The 24,854-nt window shown below is 46.8% G+C and carries 17 protein-coding genes and 1 pseudogene; 14 read left to right on the forward strand and 4 right to left on the reverse strand.

Going from position 1 to position 24,854, the window contains the following annotated elements; translation table 11 throughout:
* Positions 1–658 precede the first annotated feature (658 nt).
* The 3 genes from FEF09_RS12445 to FEF09_RS12455 all read left to right on the forward strand — a co-directional run bounded on the left by FEF09_RS12445 (position 659) and on the right by FEF09_RS12455 (position 3,764).
* Entirely contained in the window at positions 659–1,258 is a 600-nt protein-coding gene (locus FEF09_RS12445) for a hypothetical protein (protein ID WP_146305411.1), read from the forward strand.
* Positions 1,255–2,316 carry a hypothetical protein gene (locus FEF09_RS12450; RefSeq protein WP_146305412.1) on the forward strand — a complete coding sequence of 354 codons (1,062 nt, stop codon included), beginning with the start codon at positions 1,255–1,257 and terminating at the stop codon, positions 2,314–2,316. Before FEF09_RS12445 ends, FEF09_RS12450 begins: the two co-directional genes overlap by 4 nt.
* A gap of 191 nt (positions 2,317–2,507) precedes the next feature.
* A complete protein-coding gene (locus FEF09_RS12455; RefSeq protein WP_146305413.1) occupies positions 2,508–3,764 on the forward strand; it encodes a hypothetical protein in 1,257 nt (418 codons plus the stop codon).
* A 143-nt stretch (positions 3,765–3,907) separates the two neighbouring features.
* On the opposite strand, the gene FEF09_RS12460 is transcribed toward FEF09_RS12455, so the two are convergent.
* Positions 3,908–6,037 carry an AsmA-like C-terminal region-containing protein gene (locus FEF09_RS12460; RefSeq protein WP_261387449.1) on the reverse strand — a complete coding sequence of 710 codons (2,130 nt, stop codon included), beginning with the start codon at positions 6,035–6,037 and terminating at the stop codon, positions 3,908–3,910.
* 26 nt (positions 6,038–6,063) lie between these two features.
* Positions 6,064–7,077: an AsmA family protein gene (locus tag FEF09_RS32950; protein WP_261387450.1), complete on the reverse strand. Its 1,014-nt coding sequence runs from the start codon at positions 7,075–7,077 to the stop codon at positions 6,064–6,066.
* Positions 7,078–7,322: 245 nt separating this feature from the next.
* Here FEF09_RS32950 and FEF09_RS12465 point away from each other — a divergent pair, with 245 nt between their 5' ends.
* The 6 genes and pseudogenes from FEF09_RS12465 (at position 7,323) to FEF09_RS12485 (ending at position 13,897) form a co-directional block, all read left to right on the forward strand.
* A complete protein-coding gene (locus FEF09_RS12465; RefSeq protein ID WP_146305414.1) occupies positions 7,323–7,754 on the forward strand; it encodes a DUF983 domain-containing protein in 432 nt (143 codons plus the stop codon).
* Positions 7,755–7,961: 207 nt separating this feature from the next.
* On the forward strand, positions 7,962–8,552 hold the full coding sequence (locus FEF09_RS12470; RefSeq protein WP_146305415.1) for a ferritin-like domain-containing protein: 591 nt from the start codon (positions 7,962–7,964) through the stop codon (positions 8,550–8,552).
* A 45-nt stretch (positions 8,553–8,597) separates the two neighbouring features.
* Positions 8,598–10,072 (forward strand): annotated as a pseudogene (locus FEF09_RS12475) (catalase); the annotation flags it as partial.
* Positions 10,073–10,783, forward strand: coding sequence for a DJ-1/PfpI family protein (locus FEF09_RS32955; RefSeq protein ID WP_409994855.1), 711 nt, complete (start codon positions 10,073–10,075; stop codon positions 10,781–10,783).
* A gap of 629 nt (positions 10,784–11,412) precedes the next feature.
* Entirely contained in the window at positions 11,413–13,254 is a 1,842-nt protein-coding gene (locus FEF09_RS12480; protein ID WP_186774316.1) for a sensor histidine kinase, read from the forward strand.
* Between the two features lie 19 nt (positions 13,255–13,273).
* Positions 13,274–13,897 (forward strand): response regulator transcription factor, encoded by a 624-nt coding sequence (locus tag FEF09_RS12485; protein WP_146305417.1) that lies wholly within the window; start codon positions 13,274–13,276, stop codon positions 13,895–13,897.
* Here FEF09_RS12485 and FEF09_RS12490 read toward each other — a convergent pair.
* Positions 13,894–14,586 (reverse strand): Crp/Fnr family transcriptional regulator, encoded by a 693-nt coding sequence (locus FEF09_RS12490; protein ID WP_146305418.1) that lies wholly within the window; start codon positions 14,584–14,586, stop codon positions 13,894–13,896. The genes FEF09_RS12485 and FEF09_RS12490 overlap by 4 nt on opposite strands.
* Entirely contained in the window at positions 14,573–15,331 is a 759-nt protein-coding gene (gene cobA / locus FEF09_RS12495; RefSeq protein WP_146305419.1) for a uroporphyrinogen-III C-methyltransferase, read from the reverse strand. The genes FEF09_RS12490 and cobA overlap by 14 nt, the downstream gene beginning before the upstream one ends.
* Before the next feature lie 195 nt (positions 15,332–15,526).
* Here cobA and nirB point away from each other — a divergent pair, with 195 nt between their 5' ends.
* From nirB to FEF09_RS12520, 5 genes are all read left to right on the forward strand, one after another.
* Positions 15,527–18,046, forward strand: coding sequence for a nitrite reductase large subunit NirB (gene nirB / locus FEF09_RS12500; RefSeq protein ID WP_146305420.1), 2,520 nt, complete (start codon positions 15,527–15,529; stop codon positions 18,044–18,046).
* 24 nt (positions 18,047–18,070) lie between these two features.
* Positions 18,071–18,439 carry a nitrite reductase small subunit NirD gene (nirD, locus tag FEF09_RS12505; protein WP_146305421.1) on the forward strand — a complete coding sequence of 123 codons (369 nt, stop codon included), beginning with the start codon at positions 18,071–18,073 and terminating at the stop codon, positions 18,437–18,439.
* Positions 18,440–18,493: 54 nt separating this feature from the next.
* Positions 18,494–19,849, forward strand: a complete 1,356-nt coding sequence (locus tag FEF09_RS12510) for an alginate export family protein (protein WP_261387451.1) — start codon at positions 18,494–18,496, stop codon at positions 19,847–19,849.
* A 106-nt stretch (positions 19,850–19,955) separates the two neighbouring features.
* Positions 19,956–21,260, forward strand: coding sequence for an MFS transporter (locus tag FEF09_RS12515; RefSeq protein ID WP_146305422.1), 1,305 nt, complete (start codon positions 19,956–19,958; stop codon positions 21,258–21,260).
* Between the two features lie 2 nt (positions 21,261–21,262).
* Complete coding sequence (locus FEF09_RS12520; protein WP_146305423.1) at positions 21,263–24,826, forward strand: nitrate reductase; 3,564 nt, start codon at positions 21,263–21,265, stop codon at positions 24,824–24,826.
* Positions 24,827–24,854: the final 28 nt, after the last annotated feature.

A 24,854-nucleotide genomic window follows, 5' to 3' on the forward strand; every position in this document is an offset into this window, starting at 1 on the left:
ACGAAGGTTTCGTAATTTTTAACAGTATGCGAGTTGCGGTTTAAACTAATGATAGCTTTTGCAGCTATGGGTTCGAACGAAACAATAGGTGATAGCGGCGGTCTAACAGCGTATATAGTTGTGGTTTAAGGCAGATTCATAAGCCGATTTTATACTTATTAAACCGGAATGACGGCACCAAATTAGGAAAAATTTTCAAATAAGAGTCAAAAATAGTAGGGAATAACACCAAAATATTACATATATACAACAAATACCTAATTTCAGCATCTTTATTATAGCCGGCTCAACTTTAACAATAATCAGCTGTAAATCAATATTAACAACTTGTACAGAAAGCATAATTTGTTTTCCTTATACCTTGGTATACAATGTAATTAAACCCTTTGCATTTCCCGCAGTCTACTATACATGTACTCAAAGGAACTACTGAAAGGAACTATTGAGATCATCATCCTGAAATTGCTGGTCGAAAAAGGGAGTATGTACTGGAGGCCATAGGGGTTCTCAGCACCGAAATTATCCACATTGGAAGACGGCAAAGAAAATATTATCACGTCTCTGAGGCCGGAAAGGACATTTCGGCATTAAAAATGCAGGAACTAAGTTCATTTCTGCATTCCCTAAACCAGATCTTAGACTTTAAACTGTCCACCTAATGACACCAGGCATCACCGAACAACAACTTGACCGTATTATAGACTATCTGAAGGCACACAAAATAACTGACCCTGAACTGCAACAGGAAATAGCCGACCATCTCGCTATTTCAATTGAAATGCGCATGACGCAAGGCGCAGACTTCGAAACCGCCTTACAGACCGTTTGTAAAGAATGGGAACAAAAAGACCTGCTGGAAATAGGTCGTAACAAGGAAAGCTACTATAGCTACCCCTCCTTTCTCAACGCCGCCTTCCTCAATAAATTCCTGTTCTTCGCCGTAGCCGTTCTCCTGACCGGCATCTATATGCGCATGGAACATCTGCCCCTCAGAAGGGTGGTGATCCTCTCCGGCGGAGCATTGATCGGATATATCTACCTTCCTCTGCTCCTCCTGCACAGTCTTGACGGTTTTGCCAACAAAACCCGTCAGGTGAGCGGCTTTGTCGTTCAGTTTGCCCTCCTGCACGCCGGTATCGCCTACCTGCTGCACTGGCGGATGAACGCCTTCCTCGCCGTATTCGCCTTCCTGATCTCCTTTACATGGCTGATCATCTATATCATTATTCCGTCTATCAAGTCAAAACAGTATATATGAATATCCGCCATTACTTCACCGCCCTCGCTGTCTGCCTTACTGCTGCTTTCACCGCACATGCACAGGAACAACAAACACAGGACTCTACCGGTCTGCCGGGAGACAATTTCAGTCTGCAGGGCGCACTGGACCTCTTTAAACAGTCCCCAAGCCCCGAAGCATTCGAAAAAAGCCTGAATTCGTCTGATAATAAAGTAAATAACCTCGATCTCAACGACGATGGTAATACCGACTACATCCGCGTAGTCAATAAAAAAGAGAATGATGTACAGGTATTTATCCTTCAGGCATTAGTATCTTCTACTGAAAGTCAGGATGTTGCAGTTATCGAACTGGAGAAAACCGGTGAAAATAATGCCATCATCCAGATCATCGGCGACCCCGATATCTATGGTGAGTCCGTAATTACCGAACCAACTGAAGAAACTGATAACGCTTTTAATTACTCTCCTGCCACTCATGGCCCCTCCGCTTACGCCCCGGAAGGCATCGTAGTAAATGTATGGTTATGGCCCTGTGTACGTTATGTATATGCACCGGCTTATACCGTGTGGGTATCTCCATGGACATGGGTAAGCCGTCCGGTATGGTACCACCCATGGCGTCCATTGCCATGGCGCGTATACCATCCCTACAGGTATGCCTACGCCCCGCATTACGTAGTGGTGCCAGTTCGCAGAATACCACCGGCAAGGGTGATCTACCGTCCCGTAAGAACGACATCCGTAACGGTGATCAACAGGAACAGGGTCGTAGTGAATAACTATCGTACCACCAGAAGAGTCGAAAGGGTCACCCCATCCAGAAATGGCAATTATAATGGTAACGGTGGCAGAAATAATTATAACAATGGCGGCAGACAATACACGCCTTCCCGTCCGGGTACCGCTGACAGAGGCAACAATTCCTACACGCCCTCCAGAGCAGACAGAGGTACCCGTGTAAGTGGCGGCCGCACAAATAATGGTGGTCGTAGCAGTGGTGGCCGTACAGGCGGAAACAGCCGGGGTAACGGTGGCCAGAATGGTGGTGGCCGCAGGGCGACCAGAGGGAACTAAGCGCCTGATAACTTTACAATAAAAACTGCTGATAATAGTAGCGGTCTTATAACATGTTGTATCACAGCAAGATGTTGTAAGACCGCTACTTTTTTTAAGCCTGTAAAGCGTTCCGGCGTCTCCGGCACACATATTGCATTAAAGAATTTGTATATTCATTCTTAGATCGCTATACCAACAACATTACTGCCATGAAGATCAGCCATTCCCTACCTGTACTGCTGCTATGCCTTTCGGCATTTACCACTCACGCACAGGATCCATATTCCAGACAACAATTACAGGAACAGACTGACGAATGGGATGAGGCCAGCTGGTCCCCTCCTGATCAGGACTCCACCGGTTTACCGGGAGATAATTTTAGTCTGCAGGGCGCACTTACGCTTTTCAAACAGGCCGGTACGCCGGAAGAATTCGAACGACTGCTGAATACAGAATCCAATAAAGTCAATAATCTGGATCTCAACGGTGATGGCCGGATCGATTACCTCCGTGTTATCAATAAAAGAAAAGATCAGGTACAACTGTTTATCATACAGGCTCTGGTTTCTAATCAGGAAAGTCAGGACGTTGCCGTCATAGAACTGGAAAAGACCGGTGAAAATACCGCCGTTATCCAGATCGCCGGTGATGAAGATATCTATGGTGAGACTACCCTCGCTGAACCAACCGAGGTAAGCGACAATGTCTATCCGGAAGATCCAAACAGGAACTCATGGTATAATGAAGGCGGATCCCGTACGCATGGTCCGGCAGCCGATATGGATATCCCATCTTTCGCACCCGCACATGTCATCGTAAATGTATGGTTCTGGCCTTGTGTACGTCGGGTATATGCGCCCGCTTATGTCGTATGGACTTCTCCATGGTCATGGGTCAACCCACCTGTATGGTGGAGAGCATGGCGCCCGATGCCGGTATACGCATACCGCCCTGTGTGTCATCACTTCAGATATGGTTATGCTTATGCTCCGGTGCGCAGAATACCACCTGCGCGTGTCATGTACTACCCCGTAAGAACTTACTCCGGCATGGTGTACAACCGTAACCGCGTAGTGGTCAACGATTACCGCTCTTACAGGGCCGATCGTGGATATAATCCGGGCAGAAATAACGGTGGTCGTTACGAAGGTGGCAGAAATAACTATAACGGGTATAATAATGGCCGTCCTTCCGGTAACCGCCCCGGCTCTTATGGCAATAACAATAACGGCAATGGCTGGTCAGGTGGTCGCAATAACAATTATTCTCAACCGGGTACAAGGGGTTATTATTCTGGTGGAAATGACAATGGTTCCCGTGCCAGCCGGGGTTACCGTGGCAATGGCAGCTATCAGACGGCTCCGCGCGGCAATAACAATTACAATAACGCGCCCGGCGGAAGAACCGGCAACAGCAGCAATGATGGACGTGGTGGCGGAAGAGGTGGCAGAACAAGAAATACATAAAATACTCATTATCAAAAGAAAAGGGGCCATATATAGTGGCCCCTTTTCTTTTGATAATATCTTCGTCTCATTCCCTTATTATACCCTCATTACACCAATATCTCCTCGATCCTGAACGAACAAAGAACGGCATAATAACGGTATTACGCCTTCTTAGCCTTACCCAGTCCTACTTTGAAATTATCTGGTGTACCTGTCACCTTGATATTCATAAAACGGACTTTTTTATCCTTGTCACGATACTCGATGGCATCTACCTGATCCGGATCTACTTCTTCTTTCTTTCTGCCGAATAAAGACTGGAAACCAACCGTGGTCACCATCTTCAGCGGGATACGCATATAATACTCCATATTCATATCCAGCGACTGTTTACCCGAAATCTCCATGAAACCCAGTGAAGAGTTGATATTCATATTCGGGATATTCAGTACACCGTTTTTCAGGCTCAGTTTATTCTTTAAGGTGTCAAAGCGGACCATATTCAGGTTCTTGTCTTTGAAATAACCTGCCATTGCCTGCATGGGCGCAAAATTCACCAGACTACCATTATAGATACCGAGATCCAGTTCCGCCTCACAGTTGTCGATAATAGGCGTCAGATCAGGGTGCATCTGTATACGACTTCTGATCTGTCCATTGAGACGGCCTTTTATATTCTTATTGATCACATAGTCTTGTCCGAAGTGGTCTAATTTCAGCATCAGCTTTTCCAGATCCACGTCAAATGCACGGATCCTGCTGCGGAAGAAAATCTTCTTTGGGTCAGTCCCGTTGAAATGTCCTCTCATGCCGATCTGTCCATCTGCAATACCCATCCCCAGCGTATCCAGATAAAGATGCTGATTGGCTTGCATGCGTACATTGGAAACGATATTCCGGAGCCATAGACGATGGTATTTTAACCTGCCGATATTGACAGTAGCCCTGAAGTCAATGAATGGAATACTGAAGATATTGAAGCCGCTGGCATGTGAAGTATCTTTTACCACTGCACGCTTTGCCGCAGGCGCAGCTACAACGGTTTCTTCATCTTCATTGGCCGTCAGTTTATAGTTGGTCAATTGATCCAGATCAAGGTTGCGGGAGGTAAATTGCAGGAAGTTTTCCTTCTTACGTTTCACCGTATCCTTACCCATGTATAAACGCATACTGATGTCAAAGTCTGTTTTACCGATACGACCAGTCAATGTGTCCAATCTCAGGAAACTGTCTGCGCCTACCTTTACAGTACCTTTTACGCTATCTACCTTGATCTTATGTTCCAGCAATTCACCGGATACATTGGCCAGTTTTATTTTGGCGAATTTGAACACGGAATCATAGCGCAGGTCGGCTTTTGCACGTAACCAAAGACCGGAAGCAACTTCCTGATGGTAATCTCTGGACACATATTTCCTGCTGATCGGTCCGAGTACATCTCTCATTGCCAGCCGCTGTGATTTCAGATCAAATGCCACCTGTGTTTTTCCTCTCATGATCTTATCAAACCACAGCTGATAATTGATCACACGGCCACTAAAGCGGATATCACTACTGTCGATCATACCACCGAAATTGCGCAGCAATAAAGCGGTATCATTAATATTCAATTCTGCACCGAAATCATGGAAAGCATGCGGATATTCCTTGAAACTGGCAAACAGTTTCTCCATTTTGAACTTGCCCTTCGGCAATGGAGCCGGATGTTGCAGTTCTTTTACGGAAGTTTCCAGCGCCAGACCAATATTGAAGTTATAGATCTCTTCTTTTGCTTTTCTGGCCATTGCAGTATCATATGACAGCAATTCCTTTAAGATCATCCTTTTACTGTGGGCAGTGAAAGTAACCTGTACCGGTTTTTCCTGTTGATGGAAAAGGGCCGGCAGATCGCTCAGTGAGCCATTCATCGCAAAGTCAGAATTACCAAAGAAGAAGGACAATGTATCCAGTTTCACAAAACCGTTCTTCATGTCTGCATGAAGGTTCAGTTTATGGATGATATGCGGATAGTTTGGAATACGGAAGGTCAGATCACTTACTCTCAGTTCACTTTGGATACCTTCTTTCAGTTTACCCATAGAAGCTTCCGGCAGTGTCATATCTACCAGCTCATTGAAGTCCATTTTCATGCTGATATGACCCGTGATACGTTGCAGGTCAGCTATGCCGAGGAAGGCGCCGATGAATTCCAGTTCCAGCTCCGAATTGATCTGCATGATCATTTTAGGATCTGTGAAGTCTTTCATGACGAAGTTCCCTTTGAAAATACCTTTCTCCGGGATAGCGCTCATATTCATCAGGTGCAGTTCTGATGTTCTCAGGGAATGTTCGGCACCATTGGTATAATATCCTTTAAAACCGAGTGAGTCGATCCTTTTTTAGCGTCGGGATTCATCAGCCAGCCGTTTTCGCAGCCAAAATTCACCTGAATCAGTGGCATTTGTTCGCCGGCAAGCTTTCCTTTGATCAGACCGTCAAAATACAGTCTGCCGTCATACTTAAACTGTTTCAGCTGGTCTGCGACGGATGCAGGCGCAAAAGAAACGAGTTGTCCGATATCTGGTTTGTCACCTTTGATCTTAAAATCAACATTATTACCATTTTTCAGATCCGCTGTACCGGAAACGCTGAAGCTAAAGTCTTCCAGTTTCAGGTTTCCTTTTGTGAGGGTGACAAATTCCTTTGTCTGATCGTAGGTAACAGTAAAGTCTGCGTTCAGGTGTTTATTACGGAAGAGGGAAGAATCTTTTGGTGTGATATAATCGGCGACCATACCACCGGTAAAATCGGCATAAATCTTATTATCCGCCGCCTTGAAAGCGGTTTTTATCTTATCAATACGGGCCTTGATATGCTGACCACTCGCTTTATCGGTGAAGGAAATATCCAGGTCTCTCAGTACTATCTTTTTGATATCAAGATCCAGAGCAGCCGATTCAGCAGCTGTAGTGCTGACGGTGTCCTGCTGTATTCTGTTAGCTTCTACAATATTCAGGTTACCATTATTGTCTCTGACAATATCCAGGTGGCCTTTTTTAAGGAAGATCACCTTGACATTGTATTTCTGCTGAAGGATATCCGGCAGACTGAACCCTACATAAAGCTTTTCCAGCTGGTACATGGGGCGGCCGGACTTTTGCTTGTTCGCAAAAAACTGGACGTCTTTCAGTCCGATAGAAATGTAGGGGAAGTTCTGAAAAGGAGATATCATACTCCCTCCGATCACCAGTTCTCCGGGTAACTGTTTATTTAACTCTTTGATTGCCAGGTTAATCAGGCGCTGTTGTTGGGAATACAGCACACCGACCGCAATGCCGGCCAGTATTATCAATATAGCAATAGGTATTAATAAGATACGGAGAACCCTCTTTCGCGTCTTGCCAGTCATGGTGTTGAGACTTGTCTTAAATGATAACTAACGGCAAAAATAGACAGCACCCCTATAAAATAAAAATAATTTATATGTACTCCCTTTTTTCTACGACGAATCAGTAAAAAATACCATAATTGCGTAGAATCATACCACGACCGTAGGGACCGTTTACGCTAACTTTGGGTCTGATAAATAACTTTTTTATGTGTGCAGTGAAAACCGAAAAAAAGCCCAATCTGCTGGGCAGTATACTGACGAACAGGTGTCCGGCCTGTCGCAGAGGAAAAATTTTCAAATCTGATAACGCATATAACCTGAAACACTTCACGGAGATGAACGAGCATTGTCCGGTGTGTGGAGAAGATTTTGAACGGGAGATCGGGTTCTACTACGGTACCGGGTATGTCAGCTATGCGCTGACTGTGGCATTTAGCGTCGCAACATTTATTGCGTGGTGGGTACTGATAGGATTCTCCCTGTATGACAACCGGATGTTCTGGTGGCTGGGTGTAAATGGTGTTTTACTGGTAGCCTTACAACCACCTATCATGCGGGTATCACGAACGATCTGGCTGGCTTTCTTCGTAAGATATAAGCCAAACTATAAAGATAATACCAGTCCTTCTGGTGTATAGGTTGAACGAATAACTTTTCCTTTGGGCCGCAGGTGTATCACCTGTGGCCTTTTTGTACCCACCATTCCTGACAGGCATCATTGTTCAGCTTAGACATTCTGTGCAAAAATCACTACAGACCAGACAATTCTATCGGGAACAGACCGCTTTCCAGCGCTGCTATTATTACGGTATAGTGTTAGTGTAACATTAGAAAAACTGAGCACTATGGCAAAAACCTCATCTACAAGTACTGGTCCGGTGAAAAAGACCATTGCAAAAACTGCGGCAGCTATTGGCAACGCCGCCATTGAAAAAGATCATAACGAAGGTAAACTCATGGAATTCTTCTGTGATCAGCTAAAGGATATCTACTGGGCAGAAAATCATATCAAAATCGCGCTCCCCAAAATGATAAAAGCTGCTGCATCTCCCGTATTGCAGGCTGCCTTTCAGGATCATCTGAAGGCTACAGCAGGGCATATCAGCCGCCTTGAACAAGCCTTTGAACTATTGGGTAAGCCTGTCAGAGGCAAAAAGTGTGAAGCGATTGAAGGGATTGTCCTGGAGGGAGAATCTATCATAGCTGAGACAGAGCCCGGTACAGCCGTCAGAGATACCGGATTGATACTGGCAGCACAGAAAGTAGAGCATTATGAGATAGCCACTTACGGCGGACTGGCGCAACTGGCAACCAATCTGGGATTGACAGACGTCGCACAGCTATTGACAACTACACTGGCAGAAGAAAAAGAAACAGACGCTTTGCTGACTGAAATTGCTGAAAACAGCATTAACTGCGAAGCAGCCAGCGAATAACATAATTGTCCACCAACTCATCTACAGAAACCATAAAAACACGTCATGCCTGATAAGAAAAAGACACCGGAAAACTCCACGGAAAATAAAAAAATTGCCGAGCTGGCCCCCAATAAAGAAGATAGCAATGGTCAATACCTCAACACCAATACCGGTGTAAAGATCAACGATGATCATAACTCGCTGAAGGCGGGTGACAGAGGTCCTACCCTGATGGAAGACTTTATCTTCCGCGAGAAGATGACCCATTTCGACCATGAACGCATTCCTGAGCGTGTGGTGCATGCAAGGGGTTCTGCTGCTCATGGCGTATTCAAGGTGTATGAATCCATGGAAAAATATACCAAAGCGGGCTTTCTTACCGATACATCAAGAGAAACGCCTGTTTTTGTAAGATTTTCTACCGTTGCCGGTTCCAGAGGTTCTACTGATCTTGCCCGCGATGTAAGAGGATTTGCTGTAAATTCTATACAGAGGAGGGTATTTTCGACCTTGTAGGCAATAACATGCCTGTATTCTTTATACAGGACGCGAACAAATTTCCCGACCTCGTACATGCAGTTAAACCGGAGCCGCACAACGAGATTCCACAAGCAGCATCTGCACACGATACTTTCTGGGATTTCATCTCGCTGATGCCGGAATCTACCCACATGATCATGTGGCTGATGAGTGACCGGGCTATTCCACGCAGCTATCGTATGATGGAAGGATTTGGTGTACATACCTTCCGTTTCGTCAATGCAAAGGAAGAATCCTGTTTTGTAAAATTCCACTGGAAGCCATTACTCGGGGTCCACTCCGTAGCCTGGGATGAAGCCCAGAAGATCTCCGGAAAGGATCCTGACTTTCATCGCCGGGATCTGTGGGAAGCGATAGAAAGCGGTAACTTTCCGGAATGGGAACTGGGTGTACAGATCGTACCGGAGGCCGACGAACATAAATTCGACTTCGATCTGCTGGATGCGACCAAGATCATCCCCGAAGAACTGGTACCCGTGCAAAGGATCGGTAAACTGACCCTGAACAGAAACCCGGACAACTTCTTTGCGGAGACAGAACAGGTAGCTTTTCATGTGGGACATGTGGTACCGGGCATTGATTTTACAAATGATCCTTTGATGCAGGGACGATTGTTCTCTTATACGGATACACAGCTGATCCGTCTCGGCGGACCGAACTTTCAGGAAATCCCCATTAACCGCCCTATAGTGCCCGTGCACAATAATCAACGGGATGGTTATATGCGACAGACCATTAATAAAGGCAGGACCAGTTATAGCCCTAATTCATTAGGCGGAGGTTGTCCTTATCAGGCGAAAATGGCAGAAGGCGGTTTCAGTTCCTATGCAGAAAAGATCGACGCGAGAAAGATCAGAGAAAGGAGCCGTAGTTTCTTTGACCATTATACACAGGCAACTTTGTTTTTCAACAGTCAATCAGCACCGGAAAAGCAGCATATGATAGATGCTTTACGTTTTGAATTAGGTAAAGTGGATACCGTAGCTATCAGACAAAGGATGATCGGCATTCTGACACAGGTCGATAAAGACCTTGCTGCACAGGTAGCCTATGGTCTGGGGCTTGAAGTACCAGCAGGGCCAGAACAGCCTGTAAATCATGCTGTTCCTGCAGATGCTGACCCGGCACAATATGAGCCGTTCCCACCTAAAGCGCCTGTTCCGGATATTTCAGCGGCACTGAGTATGGTCAATACGATAAAAGATAGCATCCAGACCCGCAAAATAGGGTTCCTTGTTGCTGATGGTGTGGATGCAGCTACTGTAGAGACGGTGAAAAGTGCGCTGGAAGCAGCAGGAGCGGTTGTAGAGATCATCGCGCCGCACCTCGGAGAGATTATAGCCGCCGATAATTCAGCCATACCCGTACAAAAAAGTCTGTTGACCGCATCTTCTGTATTTTACGATGCATTGTATGTACCGGCCGGCGTTACCAGTTCGGCCACTCTGGAAGCCGACGCAGATGCTGTACATTTCCTTAATGAGGCTTACAGACACTGTAAAGCGATTGCCGCACATGCAGATGCCAGACAGGTATTGGAGGCCACTTATTTTGCAAAGAAACTGCCGGAAGACGATTCAGAAGAATCAGCAATGATGGAAGGTATTGTTATTCAGAAAGATGTAAAAAAACTGGCGAAGATATTTATCAGGGCGATTGCACAACACCGGTTCTGGGAGCGGGAGAAACCTCGCAGGGTACCGGCTTGATCTCTTTTTTGATTGGATGGCAGCGGGTCCACACACCCGCTGCCTCTCATCCAGGTTCTTCAACAAAAATACAATCTGGGGTGTCGCAAAAATGGTTTTCGATACTATGTTGATACTATAAGAGATCTTTGGAATCTGACGCTTCTGAGGCGTCTCCAGGAAATTTATTCCGCTGTTCCGGTTCTCACACTACTGACTGTAGTTCCTTTTTATATTCCTGGTGTAATTTTGCGTAGCATCCTTTCTTATAATGATGCAGCATATGCCGTTGCACGTAAGTCATTGTTCCTGAACAATTTTCCACGACAATTTTAAAGCAGCTATACCTGTAACATCATTTCTCATCAAGGGCATCTCATCATCACAATGCAAAAGTAATTACCAGATCAGGGAAAAAGAATCCCGGAAAACAGGGGTTTTATCAGGGAGGTCTTCCCGGGATACTTATGTTAAAAAATATTAATAATATGTAGCTCAAATAATTATATATTTCGGACTGATTTACGCCTATGAGAATACCTATACTTATCCTTCTTTGCTGTATAACTGCTGGTTTATACGCTCAGAACCGCCCGTCATCCGACGCCGTATCCTCCGATCTATATATCAGACTGGCACGGAAATCACCTTTGCGTGACAGCGTACAGGCATTAAAGTATTTTCAGCAGGCATTGCAGCTGGAGGAGAAAAACGATAATAAACTGGGCATCGCCCGTACTTATCTGGCTATTGGCAGCTGGTTCAATTCCATCAACAACTATAACGAAGCGGAAAAGCACCTGCTCATTGCCCGGGAAGATATGCTGAAAGATACCAGCCGGGAAGGACGACTGCTGCTGGCCAGTACAAAAGTGAATCTGGCAATTGTGCTGGGGAACAAAGGACAGACCCAGCTACAGACAGAAGAATACCTGCAGACTATTCCCATATTGGAAAAAGCGAATGCTATTCCGGAACTGAATGAAACCTATCAGAGTCTGGGGGATATTTTCTCTAATAAGTCTCAGTATAAAACCGCTATCTCCTACTATTATAAAAGTCTGGGCGCTTACAGGGATCCCGCGCCGTATTGTCACCTGATTGCCAGCAGACACCTGCGACTGGCGAATGCCATGTATCATCTGGATAGTCTGCATAATATGGAAACCAATCTGGCAGCTGCAAAAGAAAAACTGGACAGAACAGGCGTAGACTCTATTAATATCTGGGCAGACTATTATCACCTGCAGGGGAAGCTCGATGTAAAAAAGCAGATGTACAACCGTGCAGCAACTACCTTCTATGCCGGTTTGTCTATTGCCCGCAGAACCAATTATAACAGTGCTATCTGCAACAACCTGTACTCATTGGCAAGGCTGTTTGAAAAACAGGGTATGTACGATCGTGCAATGGTGCTCATGGATGAATATGGTAAGCTATCCTATACACTGAAAGACTTTCCTTTCCGCTTACGGGCATTGGATCTGATGGCAGATCTGTCCTTCAAACAGCACTTTCCGGATCAGGCATACAATTACCTGCGGCAGTATATTATACTGGCGGATAGTCTGAAGGAACTAACGGTCACCGAGAAGATCCACGAACTGGAGGCAGAATATCAATCCTCTGAAAAAGAGAACCGCATTATGCAGCTGCAGCATGAGAATGAACGTCAGGAATTTGCTTTGCAGAAAAACAGGCTCCTTATTTCCCTGATGGTGGTGATCATGTTATCATTATTTGTGGTAGCTGCATTGAGTTATCTCTTTTACAGGAATGGCCGTAAACTGCTGGAACAACAACGCCGGCTGCATGAATTTGAAGTAGAGCGTATTCGTCAGGAACATAAGATCTCTCTCCTCTCTGCCATGCTGGAAGGACAAGAGAAAGAACGTACCCGGCTGGCGCGTGACCTGCATGATGGTTTGGGAGGTTTACTGTCGGGCATTAAACTGGAACTTTCTACGGTTAATCCATCCCAGACAGATGTACACCGCCAATCTCTGATTCAGAATACACTGCAAAGATTGGATGGTGCGATGGACGAACTGCGTCGTATTGCCCGTAGTATGATGCCGGAGATTCTGATCAAATACGGATTGGGAGAAGCTACGGTGGAGTATTGCAGAGGATTGAAAAAGACCGGTACCGATAATATCGTTTGTCAGGTATTTAATTTTCAGGTAGCCGATATGGAACATACCCGGCAGGTCGTGTTATACCGCATTATGCAGGAACTGGTGAATAACGCGATCAAACACGCGGAGGCTTCACAGATCCTTGTATTGCTGCAACAGACAGACAAGACATTATTCCTCACCGTAGAAGATGACGGTAAAGGCTTTGATGCGGCTGCCGGTAACAAACTGAAAGGTGCGGGCCTTGCCAACATTGAAGCCAGAGTGGAATTCCTCGGCGGTAAAATAGATATACAGTCTGAACCGGGCACCGGAACAGCTATAACCATTGAATGTGCAACCTCTCTGAACTAGTAAAACCCAATTGAAAATTATGATCAAAGTAGTAGTGGTGGAAGACCACCCGATTATGGTGGAAGGACTGAAGAATATTCTGCGTAGTGATGCGGGTATAGAAGTGAGCGGAGCTTACGGAGATGGTAAAAGTGTATTACAGGCGCTTGAAAAAGGGCAGCCTGACGTCATACTGATGGATGTGAATCTGCCGGATATCAGCGGCGTGAACCTGTGCGGAGAAGTGAAGAAAAAATATGAAGATATCAAAATCATAGCGCTGAGCATACATGACGAGCAGCCTGTTATTCACAGTATGTTACAAAACGGCGCCAGCGGATATGTATTAAAGAATGCATTGGGCAATGAGATCATTCACGCCATCTATGCGATCATGGATGGAGAGGAATACCTCTGCAGCAGCACCAAGGAGGCGCTGAAAAATGCAGACATGGAACTGTTAAAGGCGATCCCCCGCATTACCCGCAGGGAAAAAGAAATATTACAGCTGATCGGTAAAGGGCTGACGACCATGCAGATCGCAGATCAACTGTTCATCAGCACGCATACGGTGGAAAGTCACCGTAAGAACCTGATGGAGAAATTTGGTGTGAATAACACTACATCTGTAGTAAAACTGGCGTCGGAATACAAACTGCTTTAACCCGCTTCCTGCTCCAGCAGGGCGAGCCGCGCAGGATCTTTTACGGCAATGCTTTTACCGGAGATAGCGATAACATTCTCCTGTATCAGATCACTCATGATACGGAAGGCTGTTTCATATGTCGTGCCGGTATAGGAAGCAAGGTCCTGCCGGCTCAGCGTCATATTGATATAGCCTTCTTCGTTGACGCCAAACTTCCGTTGTAAATTCAGCAATGCATGCGCGATGCGTCCCTTGACAGGCATATGCACGAGGTTGCGCATATTCTTTTCTGATTCCTGCAGTTCGCTGGCATAAAACATCATTAAGGCCTGCAGGAAATCATGGTTGACTTTCAGTGTTGCCTGAAAAAAGGTCATGTCTATAAAACAGATGTTCACTGCTTCAAGAGCAGTCGCTGACACAGGATAGACCATCGTACTGCCTACACCCCTATGCCCGACTATATCTCCATCTCTTGCAAAACGGACGATCAGCTCTTTGCCTTCGCCCCAGTGCTTATGCACTTTTACTTTACCTGCATTCACGAAATAAATTCCATTCACCTGTTCACCTTCCCGAAAAAGTAATTCACCTTTTTTAAATGTCAGATGTTGCCGATGTGCTGCTAAAGCCGGTTTCCAGGCGGGTATGCACAATGTACACAACATACAGGATTGCAGATCGCAACCATGTTTATCTTTCTTCATTCCTGTCAATTAATTGCTGCACCGTGCCAGCCATATCCCTCAGGTCCACCACTTTTCCTACCACTATTACCGCCGGATTGGACATGCCGGCATGTTGCGCTTTGAATACTATGTCTTTAACGGTTCCCGTAACGAATTTCTCTTTATCAGTTGTACTGTTCTGAATAATCGCTACCGGCATACTGCTTTTGCCGTACCCTGCAAATATATCCATTATTGCTTCCAGCTTGCTCATTGCCATCAATATAATGACAGTAGCAGTAGACTGGGCGGCGAGCTGAATATCTGCCGAGATCTCTCCCGTCAGCGTGGTGCCGGTTGTTACCCAGAAACTTTCGGTCATACCCCTCGATGTCAGCGGGATCATCTGTCCTGCCGGAGCAGCCAATGCACTGGAGATACCGGGGATTACCTGTACGGGTATACCAGCTCCCCGGGCAGCAGCTATTTCTTCTGTAGCCCGGCCAAATACAAAGGAATCCCCTCCCTTGAGCCTGACCACGTGTCCGTGGGATTGAGCGTACTCTACTATCAGGTGATTGATCTCCTGCTGGGATAGCGAATGGCATCCATACCGCTTTCCTACAAAACGAACGACCGCACCTGGCTTTGCATAGGATAATAAGGTCTCATTGACGAGCGCATCATATAAGATCACGTCTGCCTGACGGATCACGTTGATCGCCTTTAGTGTAATGAGTTCAGGATCTCCGGGTCCAGCACCTACTAAGGATAAATATGCCATATGAGATATATTACAAATAAAATTATATGAGTAAAATCATACTAATCACTATAAAATTAGAACACTTATTCCTAATTTCATGATGCAGATCATAAAAAACGGCATTTTTTATCACTCGATCAGGAAAATAAATATCATATTATATTTTTCATAATACTTAGCCGTTTCTCATTTTATCAACTCAATTCTTTGCCAATGAAAATTGTAATTATAGGCAATGGCATGGTTAGCTACAAATTTTGTGAGAAAATAATCTCCAGAATTCCGGCAGGTACCGCTGAGATCGTAGTTTTTGGCGAGGAGCCCCGTCCCGCATACGACCGTGTCCACTTAAGTGAATTTTTTGCCGGCAAAACAGCAGACGACCTTTTAATGGCGCCGGCTGACTGGTATGCTGCCAACAATATTACGCTTCACCTCGGCGACCCTGTTCAGCAGATCGACCGTTCCAACAAGACTGTCCACTCCTATAAAGGCATTACGGAAGCCTACGACTATCTTATTATAGCTACCGGCTCCTCCGCTTTCGTACCTCCTATTCCCGGTGTAGACAAAAAAGGAGTATTCATCTACCGCACCATAGAAGACCTCGAACTCATGCGGGACTATGCCCCACGTGCCAGAAGGGGTGTCGTAATAGGTGGTGGCCTGCTGGGGCTTGAGGCAGCCAAAGCCATGCTGGACCTCGGCATTGCCGATACGCATGTTATTGAATTTGCACCCAGACTGATGCCCCGCCAGATCGATGAAAGCGGCTCCCGTATTCTGGAACAGCAATTAAACCAACTAGGCTTAGTTATCCACACCAATAAAAATACCAGCGAGGTACTGGGTGGCGATACCATCACCGGTTTACAATTTGCCGATGAAACCCACCTCGACGCAGATATGCTGGTTATTTCCGCCGGTATCAAACCAAGGGATGAACTGGCAAAACTCAGCGGACTGGAAACCGGTCACCGGGGAGGTATCGTAGTCAATGAATACATGCAGACCACTGATCCGGAGATATATGCAATCGGCGAATGTGCCCTTTACAGCGGCATGATCTACGGTCTGGTTGCACCCGGATATGAGATGGCAGAAGTAGTAGCCACACATATATATAATAGTCTGGCCGCTGCTCCCGTTCCTGAAAAGACCTTCACTGGTTTTGACATGAGCACCAAACTAAAACTGATCGGTGTAGACGTTGCCAGCTTCGGCGATCCCTTCGCTCCTGCTGATACCTGCCGCAGTATCGTGTTTGAAGATACAATGAAAGGCGTATACAAACGTATCAGTATTACCAATGACGGCAAACACCTGCTCGGCGGTATCCTGATCGGTGATGCTGATGCCTATAATATGCTGCTGCAGACCGCTAAAAATAAAGTGATCCTTCCGCCGAATCCGGAAGATGTGCTGCTGGGCGCACGTGGCGGTAGTCAGGAAACCGGCGCCGGCGTACTTGGTCTGCCGGAAGACGCGATCATCTGTAGTTGTGAAAGCATCAGCAAAGGTGATATCTGTTCCGCTGTGGAAGCAGGTAATGAGACACTCGACGCGATTAAAAAATGCACGAAAGCAGCTACCTGCTGTGGCGGTTGTACGCCGATGGTAAAAGACCTGATCACAGGTACCATGAAGGCACAGGGCAAATATATCCGTAATGTCATCTGTGAGCACTTTGCATACTCCCGTCAGGAACTCTATGACCTGATCCGTATCAAAAATATCCGTGCATTCGATGATGCACTCGACCATTATGGCGCCGGTGATGGCTGCGAAGTGTGCAAACCGGTAGTAGCCTCTATCATGGCCAGTCTCTGGAATGATATGATCCTCGACAAAGGCAATGATACTGTACAGGATTCCAATGACCGCTTCCTCGCCAATATACAGAAAGGTGGTACCTACTCTGTTGTGCCACGCATTCCCGGCGGAGAGATCACGCCGGCAAAACTACTGGTGATCGCACAGGTAGCGCTGAAATATAATCTGTACACCAAAATAACCGGCGGACAACGTATTGACCTCTTCGGCGCACATCTGGACGATCTTCCCAACATCTGGGAAGAACTGATTGATGCCGGCTTTGAAAGCGGCCACGCCTATGGTAAAGCACTACGTACAGTAAAAAGCTGCGTAGGTTCTACATGGTGCCGTTTCGGTCTGCATGACAGTGTCACTTTTGCGATACAGATAGAAGAACGTTACCGTGGCTTACGTGCTCCACATAAACTCAAATCCGCCGTATCCGGCTGTATCAGGGAATGTGCGGAGGCACAGTCCAAAGACTTCGGCATCATTGCCACAGAAAAAGGCTGGAACCTGTATGTATGCGGCAACGGTGGCTCTAAACCACAACATGCCATCCTGCTGGCTTCAGACCTTGATAGCGAAACCTGTATCCGCTACATTGACCGCTTCCTGATGTTCTACATCAAAACGGCCGATCCGCTGACCCGTACTGCTACATGGCTGAATAAACTGGATGGTGGTATCACTTATCTCCGCAATGTGGTAGTGAATGACAGTCTGGGCATTGCGGCAGAACTGGAAGCAGAAATGCAGGGGCTTGTAGACAGATACAAATGTGAGTGGAGAGAAGTAGTTGAAAGTCCTGAATTGCGTAAGCGCTTCTCCCACTTCGTCAATGCACCCGGCACCAAAGATCCGACCGTCAAATTTGATAATCTGAGAGAGCAGAAGAAAGCTGCCGAATGGAAATAATTACATCAATCAACACGATAACTTATGTCAGTCGCCATTAGCACAAGCACAACAATAGCATGGTTTTATGCCTGTAATGTAAACGACGTTCCCAATAATGGAGGCGTGTGTGTAAAATATGATGAAGTGCAGATCGCTCTGTTCCGGTTTGCACGCCGTGATGCGTGGTATGCTACACAGAATCTTTGTCCGCACCGCCAGCAGATGGCCCTTAGCCGTGGTATGACCGGTACGCACGACGGTGAGCCAAAAGTGGCTTGCCCTTTCCATAAAAAAACATTTTCACTCGAAGACGGACGTTGTCTGTCAGATGATACAGAATGTTCCCTGACCACTTACCCTGTCAAAGTAGAGGGTGATCGTGTCTACATCGGGATCATGCAGGAAGCATAATAACAGCAGAGAGAGCGGGAATACTCTTATTGCTCACATTATCAACCAGAATGCATGAAACGATTATTCTCCGCAGGCGTTTGCTGCCTGCTATGCATGCTCTTTTTCAATCCTTCCGCGTGGGCACAGTTCACCGTAGGGGCACAACTCCGAACGCGTTCGGAATTCCGGGATGGTCAGGCAGCTCCGTTGCCCAAAGACGCTTCGCCGGCATTCTTCACCTCACAGCGTACGCGTCTCTCCGCGGGATTCAGTGGTTACCGCTTTAAACTGGGCGTCACTATACAGGATGTCCGGGTATGGGGACAGGACGCATCGACCATTAACAGGACGACTACACAAGACAACAACGCCCTGATACTACACGAAGCATGGGCGGAAATTATGTTGCTGGATACTGTCGTAAAAAACAAAAGCCTCCTCCTGAAAATAGGCCGGCAGGAAATCGTCTATGATGACAGCCGCCTGCTGGGTAACCTCGAATGGTTACAACAAGGCAGAAGACACGATGCAGCTGTGCTGAAATATGAAAGCGGGCCGTATACATTGCATCTTGGCGTGGCTTTCAATCAGAACAAGGAAAATGCAGCCGGTACCGTGTACAATCCGACACCACCGGGCAATTATACCGCCAACACAAACGGCGCTGCGATGTACAAAAGCCTCGAGTACCTGTACGCAGGAAAGAAGTTAGGAAAAGGCAACCTCTCCTTTCTCTTTCTCGCGGATCAGTTCTCCAGATTCCATCCTGACAGCACAGGCGTCAAGATCTGGGACAAGGGCGTACATACGCGCATCACTACAGGACTTTATTATAATAACACCCTTGATAAGCTCACCCTGACCGCCGCAGGGTATTACCAGTCCGGAAAAAATGCCAATGCACAGGACTTAAGTGCAGGACTGCTGTCAGCCGCTTTCCAATATCAGCTGTGCAGTACATTCAGTGCAGGTTTAGGCGCTGATTATACCACCGGCGGTATTGGTTCGGATGGCACCAGCCACGCATTTGATCCGCTGTATGGTACGCCGCATAAGTTCTGGGGATATATGGACTACTTCTACGTGGCCAGCGCTTTCGGGAACAGAGGTCTGCAGGACTATTACCTGAAAACGAAATACAAACCCAATACAAAGTTTCTGTTGAGCGCTGACCTGCACCAGTTCTATAGTGCCAGCGATATACCGGATAACCTTAGCAGGAAATTCGGTACAGAAGCAGATCTGGTAGCCAATTATGCGCTGACCAAAGTCATCTCATTCGAAGCAGGCTACAGTCATTTCTGGAGCACAGCTTCACTCGCTTCGCCCGGTGTAAAGAATATCGCCAACGCACAAAGCAACAGTAACTGGGCATATGTGATGATCAATATTAAACCGGAGATGGTGCTACAGGCGCTGAAAAATTAACGGAAGACAGAACGGACAGTGAAGACAGACTACCAATCATAAAAGTGTCAACGGCGCAGATAAACATTGGCTGCACCTGATTATTAACAACCGAGATCTTTTCAACATGAACACACAACCTTTAAATAAACTCCCCCTCTTCACACTGAACTCGGTGCACATGCGCACCTTTCATACCACCTGGCTGATGTTCTTCGTCTGTTTCTTCGGCTGGTTTGGCCTTGCGCCACTCATGCCTACGATCAGGGAAGACCTTGGACTGAACAAGGCACAGGTCGGAAATATCATTATTGCATCCGTATCCAGCACTATCATAGCGAGACTCATTATCGGCAAGCTCTGTGATACCTGGGGACCCCGTAAAACAGCCATCAGGTTACTCATCGCAGGATCACTGCCGGTATTTCTGGTGGGGCTGTCAAAAGATTATACGACGTTTCTCCTGTTTCGTCTTGCCATTGGCGTTATTGGTGCATCTTTCGTTATCACACAGTTCCATACTTCCATGATGTTTGCACCTAACATCAAAGGCACGGCCAATGCAGTAACCGGCGGATGGGGTAATCTGGGTGGCGGTGTCACCAACATGGTAATGCCGCTCATATTTGCAGCAATCGTAGGTTTTGGTTATACCAAACAGGAAGCATGGCGTTTTGCGATGATCGTACCGGGTGTGATGATGCTGATCGTGGCATGGATGTACTACAAGTTCACCAAAGATACCCCTGCGGGTAACTTTGATGAGATCGGACGTAACAGCGATAAAACGAAATCAAAAACCGACTGGAGTATTCTTGCTGACTGGCGTATATGGGCGCTGACTCTGGCGTATGGCATGTGTTTCGGCATGGAAATCACTTTCGATAACGTCGCTTCTTTACACTTCGTGGATACATTCCATCTTTCACAGAGCAGTGCAGGTTTCTGGGCTGGCGTATTCGGTTTCATGAACATCTTTGCAAGAGCATTGGGAGGTATTGTATCAGATAAAATAGGCGCCAGATCTGGTATGCGCGGTAAAGGCGTGCTGCTGGCCTGTGTGCTGTTACTGGAAGGAATTGGTCTGCTGTTGTTTGCACAGGCAGGCACACTGGCATTGGCCATCATCTCTATGCTCAGTTTTGCATTGTTCCTGAAAATGGCCAATGGCGCAACATACGGTATTGTTCCATTTATCAATGAAAAGAATGTCGGACTGGTAAGTGGCATTGTAGGAGCCGGTGGTAACCTCGGTGGTATGCTGTTTGGCTTCCTTTTCAAATCAGAATCCATCACCTATGTAGAAGCATTCACCTACATCGGTTATATCGTGATCGCAGTATCAGTGATTGTGCTGCTCACCCGATTCATTAAAAAACCAGCTACTGAAGCCTCCACCGCCACTACCGGGCAGGTAGCATTTGCAGATTAACCATGACAGGCAATCATCAACATAATAAACTTCCTGCGGGCAGTTACCGTAGCACCTGCTGTTATTGCGGTGTAGGTTGCGGTATTATTGTCAACAGGGACAGGCAGGGAAAGATCACAGTGGAAGGAGATAAAGATCATCCGGTGAACAGAGGTATGCTTTGTTCAAAAGGTATGAACCTACATTACACCGTGATGGACACATCAGACAGGCTTTACTACCCGGAAATGCGCTATCACCGGCAAATGCCCAGACAGCGCGTTTCCTGGGATCAGGCGCTCGAGCGTACTGCTGCCGTGTTTAAACAGATGATTGAGCAATATGGTCCCGACTCCGTTGCCTTCTACGCATCCGGACAATGTCTTACAGAAGAATATTATGTCGTTAATAAACTCATCAAGGGATTTATTGGCAGTAATAATATCGACACCAACTCAAGACTCTGTATGAGCAGTGCCGTAGCAGCTTATAAACTGTCGCTGGGTGAAGACAGTGTACCCGGTTGTTATGATGATATCGAACAGACGGATTGCATCTTTGTAGCGGGTGCTAACCCCGCATGGTGCCACCCGATCTTATGGCGCAGGATCGAAGCTGCAAAGGCAAAAAATCCTGATATGAAGATCATTGTCAGCGATCCCCGTGTCACGCAAAGTTGCGCGATCGCTGATATACACCTGCAGATCATGCCCGGTACCGATATTGTGTTACATCATGCTATAGGTCGACTGCTGATAGAAGCCGGTCACATTGATCAGGATTTCATACAACAGCATACGGAGGGTTTCTTAAAGTACCGGGATACGGTCATGGAGCGCAGCATCAGCAGCGCTGCTGCCATTTGTGGTATTACAGAAGACCAGCTATACGAAGCGGCCGCATTGCTGGGTAATATGCGTAGCTTCATGACTATGTGGACGATGGGACTGAACCAAAGTGCGGTGGGTGTCCATAAAAACCTGAGCCTGATTAATCTCAACCTGATCACCGGTAAGATCGGTAAACCGGGTTGTGGTCCCTTCTCCCTCACCGGACAACCCAATGCTATGGGTGGCAGAGAAGTAGGGGGATTGTCTAATATGCTGCCCGCGCATCGCGTACTGGATAACCCTGCGCACCGTCAGGAAGTAGAAGCCTTCTGGGGAGGTACAAAAATATCCGACAAACCGGGGCTTACCGCCACAGAAATGTTTGAAGCACTGAACGACGGAAGACTCAAAGCCATCTGGATCATGTGCACCAATCCACTGGTAAGTCTGCCGGACGCCCGTATGGCGGAAGCCGCCCTGCAAAAGGCAAAGTTTGTCGTTGTACAGGAGATTTCCAATAAACCGGAAACAATCCGCTATGCAGACGTTGTACTTCCCGCAGCAGCATGGACCGAGAAGGAAGGTACGATGACCAATGCGGAAAGAAGGATCACCTGGCTGCAACGTATTAATGAAGCACCCGGAGAGGCGCTGCCGGATGCGGAGATCATCTGCCGCTTCGCACAGAAAATGGGATTCAAAGGCTTTGATTATGAAGGTCCTGCTGACATTTATGCGGAGCACAGCCGTCTGACAGCCGGTACCAATATCGACATCAGCGGTGTAGATTATAACGTATTGAAAGACAAACGTTCTCTGCAATGGCCCTACCCTGCCGGCACGACCGGTCCGGGTACCCCCAGACTCTTTACAGATCATCATTTCTATACATCATCCACCAAAGCAATCATACATTCTTTCCCGGATGACAACAGATCAAGTCCACCTCATGTCCAGTTCCCCCTCATTCTCACTACGGGACGTATAAGGGATCAATGGCATACAATGAGCAAGACAGGCAAGGTCAGCAAGCTGAAACAGCATATTCCGGCTCCTCTGCTGGAAATACACCCGGATGATGCCAGAGAGCGTCATATCAAAGAGGCAGACATTGTAGAGATATTCAGTGAAAATGGTGTAGTACGTGTGAAAGCACAACTAAGCACCTCCATTAAAAAGGGTGTTGTCTTTCTGCCTATGCACTGGGGCAAGATACTGGACAATGACCTGAACAGGGCTAATAACCTGACCCACAGACTGGTGGATAAAATATCCAAACAACCGGATCTGAAATATACCGCCGTACAGGTACAACTGTATCGCAAACCCCGGCAACGTATTATCATCATCGGTGCAGGTGCGGGCGCCTGTGGTTTTGTAAAATCATACAGAGAACTGAATACCACCGATACCATTACCGTATTCAGCAAAGAGGATCAACCCTTCTATAACAGAGTGATGCTGCCTGATTATATCAGTGGCACCCAGCAATGGCAACAGCTGGTAAAGATGACAGACGATGAGGAATCTATGCTGGATATCACATTACACCGCGGTGTCAGCATTGAAAAGATAGACAGGGAACAGAAAACAGTGACTGACAGCAAAGGTATTACACACGAATACGATGTGCTTATTCTGGGTATGGGTAGCCGTGCGGCCACGCTGAAAGACACACCATCGCTGCCGGGCATTTTCACCATGCGTAACCGCAGGGATGCAGATGCCTTTGTTCAGCATATAGATCCGGCAGCAGGGAAAGTGGTGATTGTAGGCGGCGGACTGCTGGGTATTGAATTAGCTGCTTCACTAAGAGAAATGGATATAGAGGTCGCTGTACTGCAGCGTACGTCTAAACTGATGGACAGACAGCTGGATGCCCTGGGCAGCCAGCTGTTGTATGAAGAATTGACTGACCGCGGCATAGAGATCTTATACAATGATGAAATAGAGCGCTTTACCGGTTTGAATAAACTGGATGGCATCCGGCTGAAAAGCGGTCGTCAGGTGACATGTCAGGCAGTCGTCATGTCTATAGGCACCGTTCCGAACATCGAACTGGCGAAAGCGTCTTCTTTATTATGCAAACGCGGTGTGATCGTCAATGAATACCTGATGACCAGCGATCCTGCTATCTATGCCATCGGAGAGATCGCTGAATTCAATGGGACGCTCTTTGGCATCACGGCGGCAGCAGAACAACAGGCAGCAGTAGTCGCCCGTCATATGGCCGGTGATCTTACCGGTTATTATCAGGGCTCCCTGTTTATGAACATTCTTAAAATGCATGGCACAGACCTTTGTTCATTGGGGATGATTGAAACACCTGCGGATCCGGCTTATGAAGAAGTGGTGTTCATTGACAAATCGAAACGTTATTATAAGAAGTGTGTTATCCACAATGACCGGCTGGTAGGCGCTATCCTGATTGGCGACAAATCAGAGTTTCTGGAATTCAGAGATCTGATAGCCAACAAAATAGAGCTCTCGGAGAAGCGACTGGAACTGTTACGCTCCGGCAAGAAAGCGGCACCGGTACTCGGTAAGCTTGTTTGTAGTTGCGGTAGTGTGGGAGAAGGAAATATATGTGAGAAGATCAAAGAGGGTTGTCATACACTGGAATACCTCTGCAAAGCATCCGGTGCTGGTATGGGTTGTGGCAGTTGCCGGCCGGAGATAAAGGCGATCCTTGAAAAGGAAATGCCGGCAAAGAAGAAAAAAGAAAGTGTTCTTTTGGAACTAACAGTTAAAAATTAAGTAGTAAGCGTTGGAATACAGCGAAGAT

This window comes from Chitinophaga pinensis (assembly GCF_007896845.1).
Lineage (GTDB): Bacteria > Bacteroidota > Bacteroidia > Chitinophagales > Chitinophagaceae > Chitinophaga > Chitinophaga pinensis_C.

What these genes read in the sequence shown, in the direction of transcription:
- FEF09_RS12445 (WP_146305411.1), top strand. Translation starts at nt 659, where the DNA reads ATGACACCAGGCATCACCGAACAACAACTTGACCGTATTATAGACTAT.
- FEF09_RS12450 (WP_146305412.1), top strand. Translation starts at nt 1,255, where the DNA reads ATGAATATCCGCCATTACTTCACCGCCCTCGCTGTCTGCCTTACTGCT.
- FEF09_RS12455 (WP_146305413.1), top strand. Translation starts at nt 2,508, where the DNA reads ATGAAGATCAGCCATTCCCTACCTGTACTGCTGCTATGCCTTTCGGCA.
- FEF09_RS12460 (WP_261387449.1), bottom strand. Translation starts at nt 6,037, where the DNA reads ATGAGCGCTATCCCGGAGAAAGGTATTTTCAAAGGGAACTTCGTCATG.
- FEF09_RS12465 (WP_146305414.1), top strand. Translation starts at nt 7,323, where the DNA reads ATGTGTGCAGTGAAAACCGAAAAAAAGCCCAATCTGCTGGGCAGTATA.
- FEF09_RS12470 (WP_146305415.1), top strand. Translation starts at nt 7,962, where the DNA reads ATGGCAAAAACCTCATCTACAAGTACTGGTCCGGTGAAAAAGACCATT.
- FEF09_RS32955 (WP_409994855.1), top strand. Translation starts at nt 10,073, where the DNA reads ATGATCGGCATTCTGACACAGGTCGATAAAGACCTTGCTGCACAGGTA.
- FEF09_RS12485 (WP_146305417.1), top strand. Translation starts at nt 13,274, where the DNA reads ATGATCAAAGTAGTAGTGGTGGAAGACCACCCGATTATGGTGGAAGGA.
- FEF09_RS12490 (WP_146305418.1), bottom strand. Translation starts at nt 14,586, where the DNA reads ATGAAGAAAGATAAACATGGTTGCGATCTGCAATCCTGTATGTTGTGT.
- cobA (WP_146305419.1), bottom strand. Translation starts at nt 15,331, where the DNA reads ATGGCATATTTATCCTTAGTAGGTGCTGGACCCGGAGATCCTGAACTC.
- nirB (WP_146305420.1), top strand. Translation starts at nt 15,527, where the DNA reads ATGAAAATTGTAATTATAGGCAATGGCATGGTTAGCTACAAATTTTGT.
- nirD (WP_146305421.1), top strand. Translation starts at nt 18,071, where the DNA reads ATGTCAGTCGCCATTAGCACAAGCACAACAATAGCATGGTTTTATGCC.
- FEF09_RS12510 (WP_261387451.1), top strand. Translation starts at nt 18,494, where the DNA reads ATGAAACGATTATTCTCCGCAGGCGTTTGCTGCCTGCTATGCATGCTC.
- FEF09_RS12515 (WP_146305422.1), top strand. Translation starts at nt 19,956, where the DNA reads ATGAACACACAACCTTTAAATAAACTCCCCCTCTTCACACTGAACTCG.
- FEF09_RS12520 (WP_146305423.1), top strand. Translation starts at nt 21,263, where the DNA reads ATGACAGGCAATCATCAACATAATAAACTTCCTGCGGGCAGTTACCGT.